General features: G+C 58.6%; 13 protein-coding genes. 6 read left to right on the top strand and 7 right to left on the bottom strand.

Annotated features, from left to right (window positions below; translation table 11 throughout):
- Positions 1-167: 167 nt before the first annotated feature.
- Positions 168-1,433, bottom strand: coding sequence for a 4-aminobutyrate--2-oxoglutarate transaminase (locus ACI2JR_RS24220; protein WP_462479653.1), 1,266 nt, complete (start codon positions 1,431-1,433; stop codon positions 168-170).
- Positions 1,434-1,550: 117 nt separating this feature from the next.
- On the opposite strand from ACI2JR_RS24220, the gene ACI2JR_RS24225 reads away from it, so the two are divergent.
- Positions 1,551-3,074 (top strand): MocR-like pyridoxine biosynthesis transcription factor PdxR, encoded by a 1,524-nt coding sequence (locus ACI2JR_RS24225; protein WP_132729447.1) that lies wholly within the window; start codon positions 1,551-1,553, stop codon positions 3,072-3,074.
- 51 nt (positions 3,075-3,125) lie between these two features.
- Here ACI2JR_RS24225 and rpoH read toward each other — a convergent pair whose 3' ends face one another.
- The 4 genes from rpoH to ftsY form a co-directional block, all read right to left on the bottom strand.
- Positions 3,126-3,980, bottom strand: a complete 855-nt coding sequence (rpoH, locus tag ACI2JR_RS24230) for an RNA polymerase sigma factor RpoH (protein ID WP_004868561.1) — start codon at positions 3,978-3,980, stop codon at positions 3,126-3,128.
- A 261-nt stretch (positions 3,981-4,241) separates the two neighbouring features.
- A complete protein-coding gene (ftsX, locus tag ACI2JR_RS24235; RefSeq protein WP_132729446.1) occupies positions 4,242-5,297 on the bottom strand; it encodes a permease-like cell division protein FtsX in 1,056 nt (351 codons plus the stop codon).
- Positions 5,290-5,958 carry a cell division ATP-binding protein FtsE gene (gene ftsE, locus ACI2JR_RS24240; protein WP_132729445.1) on the bottom strand — a complete coding sequence of 223 codons (669 nt, stop codon included), beginning with the start codon at positions 5,956-5,958 and terminating at the stop codon, positions 5,290-5,292. The genes ftsX and ftsE overlap by 8 nt, the downstream gene beginning before the upstream one ends.
- Before the next feature lie 2 nt (positions 5,959-5,960).
- Positions 5,961-7,553: a signal recognition particle-docking protein FtsY gene (ftsY, locus tag ACI2JR_RS24245; RefSeq protein ID WP_462479654.1), complete on the bottom strand. Its 1,593-nt coding sequence runs from the start codon at positions 7,551-7,553 to the stop codon at positions 5,961-5,963.
- A gap of 191 nt (positions 7,554-7,744) precedes the next feature.
- Here ftsY and rsmD point away from each other — a divergent pair, with 191 nt between their 5' ends.
- Together rsmD and ACI2JR_RS24255 are read left to right on the top strand one after the other, a co-directional pair.
- On the top strand, positions 7,745-8,341 hold the full coding sequence (gene rsmD / locus ACI2JR_RS24250; RefSeq protein WP_132729443.1) for a 16S rRNA (guanine(966)-N(2))-methyltransferase: 597 nt from the start codon (positions 7,745-7,747) through the stop codon (positions 8,339-8,341).
- A complete protein-coding gene (locus tag ACI2JR_RS24255) occupies positions 8,331-8,609 on the top strand; it encodes a DUF1145 family protein (RefSeq protein ID WP_100686594.1) in 279 nt (92 codons plus the stop codon). The genes rsmD and ACI2JR_RS24255 overlap by 11 nt, the downstream gene beginning before the upstream one ends.
- 11 nt (positions 8,610-8,620) lie before the next feature.
- Here ACI2JR_RS24255 and ACI2JR_RS24260 read toward each other — a convergent pair whose 3' ends face one another.
- Positions 8,621-8,980, bottom strand: a complete 360-nt coding sequence (locus tag ACI2JR_RS24260; protein ID WP_165905705.1) for a DUF2500 domain-containing protein — start codon at positions 8,978-8,980, stop codon at positions 8,621-8,623.
- Positions 8,981-9,121: 141 nt separating this feature from the next.
- Between ACI2JR_RS24260 and ACI2JR_RS24265 the strand changes: the two genes are divergently transcribed.
- Together ACI2JR_RS24265 and zntA are read left to right on the top strand one after the other, a co-directional pair.
- The gene (locus tag ACI2JR_RS24265; protein ID WP_132729441.1) at positions 9,122-9,748 is read left to right on the top strand and encodes a lysoplasmalogenase; all 627 of its coding nucleotides are present in this window, start codon (positions 9,122-9,124) and stop codon (positions 9,746-9,748) included.
- A gap of 77 nt (positions 9,749-9,825) precedes the next feature.
- Complete coding sequence (zntA, locus tag ACI2JR_RS24270; RefSeq protein WP_462479655.1) at positions 9,826-12,021, top strand: Zn(II)/Cd(II)/Pb(II) translocating P-type ATPase ZntA; 2,196 nt, start codon at positions 9,826-9,828, stop codon at positions 12,019-12,021.
- Between the two features lie 161 nt (positions 12,022-12,182).
- Here the strand turns inward: zntA and tusA are convergent, their stop codons facing one another.
- Positions 12,183-12,428, bottom strand: a complete 246-nt coding sequence (gene tusA / locus ACI2JR_RS24275; protein ID WP_132729439.1) for a sulfurtransferase TusA — start codon at positions 12,426-12,428, stop codon at positions 12,183-12,185.
- Positions 12,429-12,639: 211 nt separating this feature from the next.
- Between tusA and ACI2JR_RS24280 the strand changes: the two genes are divergently transcribed.
- The coding region (locus tag ACI2JR_RS24280) for a queuosine precursor transporter (RefSeq protein ID WP_462479656.1) at positions 12,640-13,017 on the top strand (378 nt) is incomplete at its 3' end.

The following is a 13,017-nucleotide window of genomic DNA, read 5'->3' on the forward strand; positions in this document are numbered from 1 at the left end:
ATTTGAAATGACAAAATTGTGGGTTATGTAACAGATAAGTGACAAATAAAAAACCGCGCCGGAAGCAACCGGACGCGGTGGAGGATGACATCAAACATCCAGGCGGCAGTGGCGCGTTGGCGCCTGTGTGGTTTGGCTTCTCTGCCGCCGCACAGAATTGGGACACGTTAGCCCTTCAGTACCCGCGCCAGAATATCCAGCGCTTTGGCGAACTGCGCATCAGGGATCGTTAACGGATACAGGAAACGGATCACGTTGCCATAGACGCCGCAGCTCAGCAGCAGCAGGCCCTGTTCCTGCGCCCTCTGCTGGATCTGGCGGGTAAATTCCGGTGACGGCGCGCCGGTGTGCGGATCGTTAAACTCCACGGCCACCATCGACCCCTGCCCGCGAACATCGACAATCGCCGGGCAATACTCACGAGCCTGATTCAGCACCTCTTGCAGCTGGCTACCGAGCCGCCCGGCGCGCTGGCAAAGCTGCTCTTCTTCGATAACGTCAAGGACCGCATGCGCGGCAGCCACCGCCAGCGGGTTACCGGCATAGGTGCCGCCAAGCCCACCCGGCGCCGGCGCATCCATCACCTCGGCGCGGCCGACTACGCCGGACAGCGGGAAACCGCCGGCCAGACTTTTCGCCATCGTCATCAGGTCCGGTTTCACAGCATAATGTTGCATCGCAAACAGCTTACCGGTACGCGCAAAGCCCGTTTGCACCTCATCGGCAATCAGCAGAATACCGTGGGTGTCGCACAGCGTACGCAGCGCCTGCATGAACTCAGCGGGAGCGACGTTGAAACCGCCTTCTCCCTGAATGGGCTCGAGGATTATTGCCGCCACCTGGTCCGCAGCGATGTCGGCTTTAAAAATACGCTCCAGGCTTTTCATGGCGTCATCGGTGGTAATGCCGTGTGCGGCGTTGGGATATACCCCGTGATACACCGACCCGGGGAACGGCCCGAAGCCAATTTTGTAAGGGGCCACCTTACCGGTCAGCGCCATGGTCATGAAGGTACGCCCATGGAAGCCACCGCCGAAGGTGATCAGTCCCGGACGGCCGGTGTAGGCGCGGGCAATCTTGACCGCGTTTTCCACGGCTTCCGCCCCGGTGGTGAAGAAGGCGGTTTTTGCCGGCCCGTCGATCGGCGCCAGCGCGTTAATCCGTTCCGCCAGGGAGACATAGCTTTCGTAAGGGACAATCTGATAGGCCGTGTGGGTAAAGGCCTGCAGCTGCTGCGCGACGGCGGCAACAATTTTCGCATGGCGGTGGCCGGTGTTGAGCACGGCGATGCCGGCAGCAAAATCGATGACCTCGTTGCCTTCCACATCCCACAGCGTGGCGTTTTCCGCCTTCTCAACAAAATAATCGCACATTACGCCTACGCCGCGCGGCGTCGCCTGCTGGCGGCGTTGATTCAGTTCTGAACTTTTCACCCTTGAATCTCCTGTATGTGAGTCACGTTATCGCAACAATCTCGAAACTATGTCGTTTATTTACACAGGAGTTGGCTCTATAATCGAGTACCAGTTTCGATTATCTGAGGGATCCAATTGCGTTCACTGGTCGGTGACCTTATTCTGGTCAGATTGCAGGAGGAGACGGATCCGCTACTGCATAAACGCTTATATAACGCGGTTCGTCGCTCGATTCTCGACGGTTCATTACCGCCGCAGAGCCGCCTGCCTCCCTCGCGGGATTTGGCCGGAGAGCTGGGCGTATCAAGAAACACCATATTAACAACTTATGAACAATTACTGGCGGAAGGTTATGTGGTTTCCCGGCGAGGAAGCGGCACATTTGTCGCGAAAACAGGGCCGGATATATTTCTTCCCGCTGACAGAAGCGGAGAAAACAGTAGCGAACCCGCAGCCATACCTTACCTGTCCCGGCGCGGGCAGCATTTGCTCACGCACGTCAGCGCCAGCCCACGGCAATGGGGAGCATTTATCCCCGGCGTGCCGGATGTCAACGCCTTTCCCCATCCCTTGTTCAGCAAGATTCAGGCGCGCATCAGTCGCCGCCCAAAGCCTGAACGGCTGAGCTACAGCTGTAACGGCGGTACGCCGGAACTACAACATGCGTTAGTGGATTACCTCAGAGTTTCCCGCGGCGTCCGCTGCCAGGCAGATCAAATTCTGATTACCGAGGGGATCCATCAGGCGATCGATCTGGTCACGCGCATGCTGTGTGACGGCGGCGATCTGGCGTGGGTTGAAGAGCCGTCTTACTGGGGGATTCGCCACGTACTGGCGATGAACGATGTGCGCGCCGCTCCGATCGCCGTCGATGCCAACGGGCTGTGTCCGCCGGAGACGGTGGCAGAGGCCCCGCGCCTGATTTTTGTCACCCCCTCGCATCAATATCCGCTTGGCGCGGTGATGAGTCTGGAACGACGTCAGCGTTTACTGGCCCTGGCTCGCCAGCACGGCAGCTGGATCGTCGAAGACGATTACGACAGCGAGTTTCGCTTTTCCGGCCAGCCGATCCCGGCGCTGCAGGGGCTGATCGCCGACGCGCCGGTAGTCTACGTCGGGACCTTCAGTAAGACCCTCTATCCCGGGCTACGGCTGGGCTATGTCGTACTCCCTCGTCCCCTGATCGGCGATCTTAAAAGCGCCCATGCCGAGCTTTATCGCGGCGGCCACTCGTTGATTCAGATGGCGCTGGCGGAGTTCATTAACGCCGGTCATTACTCAGCGCATATTCGCCGTATGCGCCTGCTTTACAGCCGCCGTCGCGCCTGTCTGACCGAGCTGATACAACGATATTGCAGCCCGCATGCGCTGTCGGATTTCAGCGATAATGCCGGGCTGCATCTGATCCTGAATCTACCGGAGGAAGCGGATGACGTGGCGATCGCCCGGGCGGCCAATGCCCGGCATATTCTGGTGCGTCCGCTCTCACGCTACTATCTGACGGAGCAGCGTAAGAAAGGGTTATTGATGGGGTTTGCCAGCCTGGCGGAGGCGCAAATGGAACCGGCCTTCCGGATCCTGCTTGCGTGCCTGCAGACCTTGTGCCCACAGGCGCTGGCCGCCGGGGAAGAGGCAGAAAAACAAAACGCCCCAACGTAATGTGGGGCGTTATCGGGTATCTGCACAGCGGCGAGCTACAACGCTCGCGCGTTACGCTTCAATGGCGGTGCGCAGTTTCTTCATCGCGTTCTTTTCAAGCTGGCGCACGCGCTCGGCCGATACGCCATAGCGATCCGCCAGCTCCTGCAGCGTCGACTTATTGTCTTCGTCCAGCCAGCGGGCGCGGATGATATCCTGGCTACGCTCGTCAAGGCCCTGCATCGCGTCGGTCAGCTTGTTGGCCGCCTGCTCTTCCCAGTTATCGTCTTCAATGCCATCGGCAAAGTTAGACGTTTTATCCTGCAGATAGAGCACCGGCGCCATCGGCTGGCTATCGGACTCGTCGTCCGACGACATATCGAAGGTCATGTCCTGCGCCGCCATCCGTGATTCCATTTCACGTACGTCTTTGCTCGACACGCCCAGCTCGCGGGCCACCATTTCGACTTCATCCTGGTTAAACCAGCCCAGACGCTGTTTGGTTTTACGCAGGTTAAAGAACAGCTTACGCTGTGCTTTGGTCGTGGCGACTTTCACAATACGCCAGTTACGCAGGACGTATTCATGAATTTCGGCCTTAATCCAGTGTACGGCGAAGGAGACCAGACGCACGCCCACTTCCGGGTTGAAACGACGCACCGCTTTCATCAGGCCAATGTTACCTTCCTGAATCAGATCCGCCTGCGGCAGGCCATAGCCCGAATAATTACGAGCAATATGAACAACAAAGCGCAGGTGAGACAGGATCAGCCTTTTCGCTGCTTCCAGATCGCCCTGGTAATGCAGCTTTTCAGCAAGCTCCCGCTCTTCATCAGCCGATAACATCGGCCAGCTGTTCGCAGCCCGGATATACGATTCCAGGTTACCAACGGGGGCTAAAGCTAAAGTTTGCATATCTTTGGTCATTCAAATCCTCTCAATCGATATCGTCTGGCGCGCTGCGCTTCCCATGAGGTGGGCAACAAACATGCCAGCATTTATGAGCAACGAGAATATCACCCACATTAGTATCAGACAGTGATTTTATCCACAAGTTCCATGCAACGATGTGAGTAGATTACGCACAAATTGTGACATGGGAATGAAAGCGTAGGGAAGAGACGACAGGGACTCTTTCCCTGCAGAGAGACATTCATCAGTGCAGGGAAAGATTATATCAGACTTTTTTTAATCGGGGGTAAAGTGACGTAAATGTTGCACGGTTGCCAGCCAGGCGGCGACCCAACCAATCATCGAGCAGACGATCAGCATCAGCAGACACTCGTCAAAACCTAAGCCGCTGAGTTCGAACTTCGTGCCGAATACTTTCGCCACCTCCGTCACCGCGGAGGACAGGCGCATCACCATAATCTCCGACAGAATCAGCGACAGAAAAGCGCCACAGAAGCCCAGCAACGCGCCGCCATAGAGGAACGGGCGCAGGATAAAGCCATCGGTGGCGCCGATCAGTTTCTGCACGTTGATGGTGTCGCGACGGGCAAAAATGCTCAGGCGCACGCTGTTACCAATGACGAGGAACACGGCCGCGACCATCAGCACGCCAATCAACGCCGACACGCGGCCCACCAGCCCGGTGAGGGAAGAGAGCCGCGCAAACCAGCTGTCATCCATCCGCACTTCATCCACGCCCTGAATATGCGTCACCCGGTCACGAAGGGTATTCAGCGCCTCGGTACTCTGGAAATCCAGCTTCGGCACCACAATCGCCACCGCCGGCAGCGGGTTCTCTTCCAGCATGTCCAGCGCGCCGCCAAAGCCTGACCAGTTGCGGAACTCGCCAAGCGCTTCATCCCGCGACAGATAGTTGACCTTCTCCACGCCTTGTTCCGCCTGGAGCTGGCCGACCACCCGCGCCGCGGCATCGTCATCCAGCGTTTTCTCCAGATAAACGGTGATCTGCGGTGAGGGGTAGTACTGCGCCGCCGCGCTGTTGACGTTTTTGTAGACCATATAGCACACGCTCGGCAGCGTCAGCGAAATGGCGATAACCATGATCGTCAGGAAAGTGGCGAGCGGCGTGCTTTTCAAATCCTGCACCGCGCCATGCCAGGCATAGCGAACCTGCTCGTTAAAGACGTTGCTCTTACGGGAAGCCGGGTTCGGTGCCGGTTTTGGCCGCTTCGGCGCGTTGCGCCCGCCGCCGCCCGCGCCTGCGCCATTACGCAGGCGGTCGAGTCTGCTGCCGAACCGGCGAATCTGATTCATTGCGTCGCGCTTATTCACCCCAATGGCCTCCGTGCATATGACCGTCGCTCAGGGTCAGCATGCGATACGAGCGACTGGAAATCAGTCCCAGGTCGTGCGTCGCCATCAGCACCGTAACCCCGACGCGGTTAAATTCCTCAAACAGACGTAAAATACCTTCCGAGAGCGCCTCATCGAGGTTACCGGTGGGTTCGTCCGCCAGCAGCACCGCGGGCTTATTCACCACCGCACGGGCAATCCCCACGCGCTGCTGTTCACCGCCGGAGAGTTGAATAGGGAGGTTTTTCGCTTTGTCCAGCAGCCCGACCTTGTCCAGCGCCGCCGACACGCGACGACGGATGTCGTCGCCGCTGGCGCCGGCAATAATCAGCGGAATGGCCACATTATCAAACACCGTGCGATCCATCAGCAGGTGATGGTCCTGGAAAATCATGCCGATCTGCCGGCGCAAAAACGGCACCTCACGGCTCTTCAGGCGGCTAATGTCGTGACCGCCGAATAAAATTTTCCCGGCGCTCGGCCGTTCGATCCCGCAGATAAGCTTAAGCAGGGTACTTTTCCCCGCGCCGGAGTGGCCGGTCAGGAATGCCATCTCGCCCGACCGCAGGTGGAAATTCACCCCCTGCAGCGCTTGTCTCCCACCGAGATAGGCTTTGCTGACTTGTTCAAAGCGAATCATTCTTAATCCTCTCGGGCAAAAAGTGCCTCAATAAAGTCGCCCGCATTAAACGGACGCAGATCCTCAATACGTTCACCGACGCCAATGTAGCGAATCGGAATACCGAACTGGTCGGCGACGGAGAAGATAACCCCGCCTTTCGCGGTGCCATCCAGCTTAGTCAGCGTGATGCCGGTCAACCCAACGGCTTCATGGAACAGTTTGGCCTGGCTAATCGCATTTTGCCCGGTGCTGGCGTCAATCGTCAGCATGACCTCATGCGGCGCGTTTTCGTCCAGTTTTTTCATCACCCGGACGATTTTTTTCAGCTCTTCCATCAGGTGCGATTTGTTCTGCAAACGGCCCGCCGTATCGGCAATCAGCACGTCAACATTTCGCGCCTTCGCCGCCTGAATAGCATCGAAAATGACCGAGGCCGAGTCGGCGCCGGTGTGCTGAGCAATCACCGGGATGTTGTTACGCTGGCCCCAGACCTGCAGCTGTTCCACCGCGGCGGCGCGGAAGGTATCCCCCGCCGCCAGCATGACCGATTTACCCTGCTGCTCAAACTGACGCGCCAGCTTACCAATGGTGGTCGTTTTACCGACACCGTTAACGCCGACCATCAGAATAACAAATGGCGTTTTCCCTTCAACATTCAGCGGCTCATCCACTTTCGCGAGGATATCGCCCATCTCTTCTTTCAGCAGGCCATACAGCGCTTCCGCGTCGCGAAGCTGTTTCCGGCTGGCGCCCTCGGTCAGGTTAGTAATGATCTTACGGGTCGTTTCCACACCGACGTCGGCAATCAGCAGCTGCTCTTCCAGCTCTTCAAACAGATCATCGTCGATTTTTTTGCCGCGGAACAGACTGATAAATCCGGAACCGAGGTTCTGTTTGGTTTTAATCAGGCTGCGCTTCAGGCGCGCGAAGAAGCCCTCTTTGGTCGGTTTTTCCTGCTCCTGTTGCGCCGGATCCTCTACCTGAGCCTCTTCTGCTGCTTCGGCATCAGCCGCCAGCGCCTGAGCGTCCAGTTCCTCATCAGACAGCGCAACATCGTGCGGCTCTTCAGAGACCTCCTCGCTCAGCACCGCCTCTTCAACAGCGGCGACCTCCGGCTCGGCAATGAGCGCTTCCGGCGCCTGTTCAGCCAGCGCTTCGGCGACGGCCGGCTGCGCAATGCTCTCTTCGACCAGCGGTTCCGCGACGACATTCCCGGCAACCCCCTCTTCGACTCCGGGCTCTTCCACGCCGTCACTGACCACCGGCGCGGGTTCCATAACCGCTGGCGCCTGATGCAGCTCTTCCGCTGCGGCCGGCACCTCTACCGCTTCCGCAGGCGTAGCAGGGTGCGCTAATTCGCTCCCGACAACCTGTTCGGTGACGTCGACGATATCGGCCGCAAAAGCCTGCGGGTCTTCTTTTTCCACGGCAGGTGCGCTTGCCGCATCCGCTTCTGGCGTCGCCACGGTCTGTTCAGGCACCTCTGCCGCCGGATGCGATTCGGCAACCCCGGCCTGCCCTTCTACTTTTTGTTCGCTCTCTGTTTCCTGCGCCTGTTCTTTTTGTCCAAAGCCCAGCCAGGAAAAGAAGCCACGTTTTTTCTCTTTTGCCATTTGCGACGACACTCCCGCGGTTTATTCATGGCACAGCTCCGGCATAACAATAGCGGAAGCTGAAAAATGATGAAATTAGTCGGATAGTCTATCACTTAACTTAACTCGCATCACCGCCCCCGGATTAAGGTTTCGTCATCCGCGTTCGATCGCTAGAATAGCGGGCTGAAAGTTGAGACCTGAGCAAAGAGATGAAGAAACCAAACCACGCAGGCAGCGGCCAGATCCGCATTATCGGCGGGCAATGGCGGGGCCGTAAATTACCGGTGCCGGAGAGCCCGGGTCTGCGCCCGACCACCGACCGGGTGCGTGAAACCCTGTTTAACTGGCTGGCGCCCTCGATGGTCGACGCCCGCTGCCTCGATTGCTTCGCCGGCAGCGGCGCTCTGGGGCTGGAGGCGCTCTCCCGCTATGCCGGCAGCACAACGCTGCTGGAAATGGAGCGCGGCGTCGCCCAGCAGCTGCAAAAGAATCTCGCGACCCTGAAAGCCGATAGCGGCAAAGTGGTCAACACCAACACGCTTACCTACCTCAACCAGCCCGGCACGCCGCACCATATCGTGTTCGTCGACCCGCCGTTCCGCAAAGGTCTGCTGGAAGAAACGCTGCGCCTGCTGGAAAATAACGGCTGGCTCGCCGACGAAGCGCTAATCTACGTTGAGAGCGAAGTTGAAAATGGCTTACCGCCGGTGCCGGAAAACTGGCATCTGTATCGTGAAAAAGTGGCCGGACAGGTCGCCTACCGTCTCTATCAACGTGAGGCACAAGGAGAAAGTAATGCTGATTAATTTTGGCCGCGTGCTGATGCTGTGCGTTTGGGCGTTTTTGCTGTTAAATCTGTTTCAGCCTTTCCCCAAGCCGCTGAATATCTTTGTTAACGTCGCGCTGATCTTTATGATCCTGATGCACGGTCTGCAGTTGACGCTGCTGAAAGCCACTCAGCCGAAAGATGCCCCGCCGCTGAGCCGCTTCGAACAGATCCGCATTTTCGTGTTCGGCGTGTTTGAACTGGTGGCCTGGCAGAAAAAGCTCAAGGCCACCCTGCGTAAGAAGTAATGGCGACGGGCTCAGGGGTCAGGCGTAAACGCGACAAACCTTGAGCCTTTATAACTCAGCATTCCCCGGTCGCCGACGCTCAGCGCATGATATTGCGTCTCCTCCAGGCGAAAACTGACTTCCAGCCCGCCGGTCTCCGGCCTGAAGCTCGCCTCATAGCGCATATCGCTGCCGGCAGGGGTGACCGTTTGCTGGCGCGAGCGGCGATCGTTAAGCACCTTTTCCCGCTTGTTGCTCACCACGACCCGCTTTTGTAACAGCGGCGCGGCGTCATTATCCATACTTTCCCGTCGTTGCTGGACGTAGCGAACCGATGCTGCCACCACAATGATGGCCACAACGATCATAAAAAACAGTGGAACCTTGCTCATCGATCTTACCCCCAGGAATTCTCAGGAATAAGCATACCGCGCCTTGATTAACATTGTCATCTGCCCGCCCGAACCACTACACTAAGTTTCAGTACTGAAAATATGCCACTCACTTAATAATAACAGATACAAGGACTTACTATGCTTTGGTCGTTTATTGCTGTCTGTTTTTCCGCATGGCTTTACGTCGATGCTTCCTATCGTGGCCCGACGTGGCAACGCTGGGTTTTTAAACCCGTCACCCTGATCCTGCTGCTGCTGCTGGCCTGGCAGGCGCCGATGTTCAACGCCATCAGCTACCTGGTGCTTGCCGGGCTGTGTGCTTCGCTGCTGGGCGATGCGCTGACGCTGCTGCCTCGTCAGCGGATAATGTACGCAGTGGGGGCGTTTTTCCTGTCGCACCTGCTATATACCATCTGGTTCGCCAGCCAGATGACGATGTCGTTTTTCTGGCCGCTGCCGCTGGTGCTGCTGGTGATTGGCGCCCTGCTGTTTGCAGTTATCTGGAGTCGGCTGGAAGAGATGCGTATGCCGGTATTTACCTTTATCGGCATGACGCTGGTGATGGTGTGGCTGGCGGGCGAACTGTGGTTCTTCCGCCCGACGGATACCGCGCTCTCCGGCTTCGCCGGCGCGACCTCCCTGCTACTGGGCAACATCGTCTGGCTGGTCAGCCACTATCGTCGTCGTTTCCGCGCCGATAACGCCATCGCCGCCGCATTCTACTTCGCCGGCCACTTCCTGATCGTCCGCGCGCTGTATCTCTGATTTAGCGCTTGACTCTGGAGTCGGCTCCAGAGTGTATCCTCCGCGTAATGAGAAAATTATCATTACCGGAGGGTCTCATGTCGACTCCAGAAGCTCAGGATAAAAAAGTTCCGCAATTCTCGTCATTCACACTCAAACCGGCTACCGCGCCGTCCGACAGCTGCTGTACCGAGTCGACCTGTACCACCGCTTCCGAGGCTGACCGATTAAACGACGCGCGCTATAGCTGGCTGGTCGATGGAATGGACTGCGCCGCCTGTGCTCGTAAGGTTGAGAATGCGGTGCGCCAGGTGCCGGGCGTCAGCCAGGTACAGGTACTATTTACCACCGAAAAACTGCTGGTTAATGCCGATGCCGATGTCCGCGCCAGGGTAGAGCGCGCGGTGCGCGCTGCCGGCTATACGCTACGCGATGAAAACGCGCCGCAGGCAGCAACCTCGCGTCTGCGTGAGAATCTGCCGCCGATCGCCCTGCTGCTGATGATGGCGCTGAGCTGGGGTCTCGAACAGTTCAACCACCCGTTCGGCGAGCTGGCATTCATCGCGACGACCCTCGTCGGCCTGTGGCCCGTAGCCCGCCAGGCCGGGCGCTTGATCAGAAGCGGCAGCTGGTTTGCCATTGAAACGCTGATGAGCGTCGCCGCCATCGGAGCGCTGTTTATCGGCGCCACCGCCGAAGCGGCGATGGTGCTGCTGCTGTTCCTGATCGGCGAGCGCCTCGAAGGCTGGGCCGCCAGCCGCGCCCGCCAGGACGTTAGCGCCTTAATGGCGTTAAAACCCGACACCGCCATTCGCCTACGTGACGGAGTAAGGGAAACCGTCGCCCAGCGCGATCTGCGTCCCGGCGACGTCATTGAAGTGGCGGCTGGCGGCCGTTTACCTACCGATGGTCAACTGCTGTCGCCGTTCGCCAGCTTTGATGAAAGCGCCTTAACCGGGGAATCCGTCCCGGTCGAGCGCAACGCAGGCGAACGCGTGGCGGCAGGTGCGACCAGCGTCGACCGGCTGGTACAGCTGAGCGTTATCTCCGAACCGGGCGATAGCGCCATCGACCGTATTCTGAAGCTGATTGAAGAAGCCGAGGAGCGGCGCGCGCCAATCGAACGTTTTATCGACCGCTTCAGCCGAATCTATACCCCGGCGATTATGCTTGTCGCCCTGCTGGTTGCCATCGTCCCGCCGCTGTTCTTTGCCGGGGCCTGGCTTGCGTGGATCTACAAAGGTCTGACGCTGCTGCTGATCGGTTGCCCCTGTGCGCTGGTCATTTCCACTCCTGCGGCAATGACTTCCGGGCTGGCAGTCGCGGCCCGTCGCGGCGCCCTGATTAAGGGCGGCGCAGCGCTTGAGCAACTGGGGCGCGTGCGTCAGGTTGCCTTTGATAAGACCGGAACGCTCACCGTTGGCCAGCCGCGCGTCACCGCCGCGCTTGCCATTAACGAGATGGATGAAAATAGCCTGCTGGCGCTGGCGGCCGCGGTTGAGCAAGGATCCAGCCATCCGCTGGCGCTGGCCATCGTGCGCGAAGCGCAGCAACGGCAGCTGACGATTCCGCTCGCTCGCGACCAGCGTGCGCTGGCGGGTTCCGGTATCGAGGCCGATGTCGACGGTTATCGGGTATTGATTTGCGCGGCGGGAAAGGAGACCGTTGCTCCGCAGTATGAGGCTCAGATTCAACAGCTGGAGAGCGCGGGACAGACGGTGGTGCTGGTGCTGCGCGAGCAGTCGCTGCTCGGCATTCTGGCGCTGCAGGATACGCTGCGCGATGATGCCCGCCAGGCGGTCGATGACCTGCATCGGCTGGGGGTCCAGGGGGTGATTCTCACCGGCGATAACCCCCGAGCGGCGGCGGCGATTGCCAACGAACTGGGGCTGGAGTTCCGCGCCGGGCTGCTGCCTGCCGATAAAGTGGCGGCCGTGACGGCGCTTAACGCCGATGCTCCGCTGGCGATGGTCGGCGACGGGATTAATGACGCCCCGGCGATGAAGGCGGCGAGCATTGGGATCGCGATGGGCAGCGGCACCGATGTCGCGCTGGAAACCGCAGACGCCGCCCTAACGCATAACCGCTTAACCGGCCTGGCGCAGATGATTTCCCTCGCCCGCGCCACCCATGCCAATATCCGCCAGAATATCGCCATGGCGCTGGGGCTGAAGGGGATTTTCCTTATCACCACGCTGCTCGGGTTAACCGGGCTATGGCTGGCGGTGCTGGCCGATACCGGGGCGACGGTGCTGGTGACCGCGAACGCCCTGCGGTTGCTGCGTAAGAAGTAAGCGGAAAGACTGACCTGCAAGTCGGTAGCCCGGATAAGGCGCATCGCGCCGCCATCCGGGTTCTGCCAGAGTTGATGATAGCGTGTTCCCCGGCCGCGCGGCGCTTTGCGGGGAAAGCGGTCTGGTGGGCAGCACCGTCTCGGTAAAGCCGGCGCCGGGACTCAGTGGCTTTTACGGATCAGATAGCGGTAGGGCAACGCCTGCGTTTCCTGCGCCACCAGCTCATGTTCCATAAAGCGGCAGAAACCCGGAATATCGCGGGTGGTTGCCGGATCGTCGGCAATAATCAGCAAAGTCTCGCCCACCGGCATCGTGCGCACGGTCTTACGCACCATCATTACCGGTTCCGGGCAACGCAGACCCTGAGCATCCAGAGTGTGGTCAGGGCTGGAGAAAAGTTCGGTCATTTTCATCTCACATCAACAAAACGGCCCTAGTTTACCCCCACTTTTCCGCTACGCAAGTCAGGTTAACGTTTGCGCGAAAAACAACCGTTGCATTACCGGCCCAACGCAGTATCATTCTGCCGCTTCATCCTGGTACATGCGCATTGGCAAGTCGCGCGGCATGTATTGATTTATTGGGTTCCCTCACCCCAACCACTAAAAAGGTCACAATATGAGTCCCTTTACTACGTCACAGCGTAAAAAAGCGCTGTTCTGGCTAGCGCTTTTCCATTTGCTGGTGATCACTTCCAGTAACTATCTGGTGCAGCTACCGATCTCCATTTTTGGTTTCCATACCACCTGGGGCGCGTTCAGTTTTCCGTTCATCTTTCTCGCCACCGACCTGACGGTGCGGATTTTCGGCGCTCCGCTGGCGCGACGGATTATCCTCGCGGTAATGGCCCCGGCGCTGCTGATCTCCTATGGCGTCTCGTCCCTGTTCTATATGGGCGAGTGGCAAGGCTTGGCCGCGCTGACCCATTTTAACCTGTTCGTCGCCCGCATCGCCGCTGCCAGCTTTTTGGCCTACTTTCTGGGTCAGATCCTCGAT

This window comes from Klebsiella sp. NPDC088457, from assembly GCF_044900465.1.
GTDB lineage: Bacteria > Pseudomonadota > Gammaproteobacteria > Enterobacterales > Enterobacteriaceae > Klebsiella.

Excerpts from the sequence above, each read along its gene's own strand:
- ftsY (WP_462479654.1), bottom strand. The coding sequence starts at position 7,553 with ATGGCAAAAGAGAAAAAACGTGGCTTCTTTTCCTGGCTGGGCTTTGGA.
- tusA (WP_132729439.1), bottom strand. The coding sequence starts at position 12,428 with ATGACCGAACTTTTCTCCAGCCCTGACCACACTCTGGATGCTCAGGGT.
- ACI2JR_RS24255 (WP_100686594.1), top strand. The coding sequence starts at position 8,331 with ATGCTGATTAATTTTGGCCGCGTGCTGATGCTGTGCGTTTGGGCGTTT.
- ACI2JR_RS24260 (WP_165905705.1), bottom strand. The coding sequence starts at position 8,980 with ATGAGCAAGGTTCCACTGTTTTTTATGATCGTTGTGGCCATCATTGTG.
- ftsE (WP_132729445.1), bottom strand. The coding sequence starts at position 5,958 with ATGATTCGCTTTGAACAAGTCAGCAAAGCCTATCTCGGTGGGAGACAA.
- rpoH (WP_004868561.1), bottom strand. The coding sequence starts at position 3,980 with ATGACCAAAGATATGCAAACTTTAGCTTTAGCCCCCGTTGGTAACCTG.
- zntA (WP_462479655.1), top strand. The coding sequence starts at position 9,826 with ATGTCGACTCCAGAAGCTCAGGATAAAAAAGTTCCGCAATTCTCGTCA.
- rsmD (WP_132729443.1), top strand. The coding sequence starts at position 7,745 with ATGAAGAAACCAAACCACGCAGGCAGCGGCCAGATCCGCATTATCGGC.
- ACI2JR_RS24265 (WP_132729441.1), top strand. The coding sequence starts at position 9,122 with ATGCTTTGGTCGTTTATTGCTGTCTGTTTTTCCGCATGGCTTTACGTC.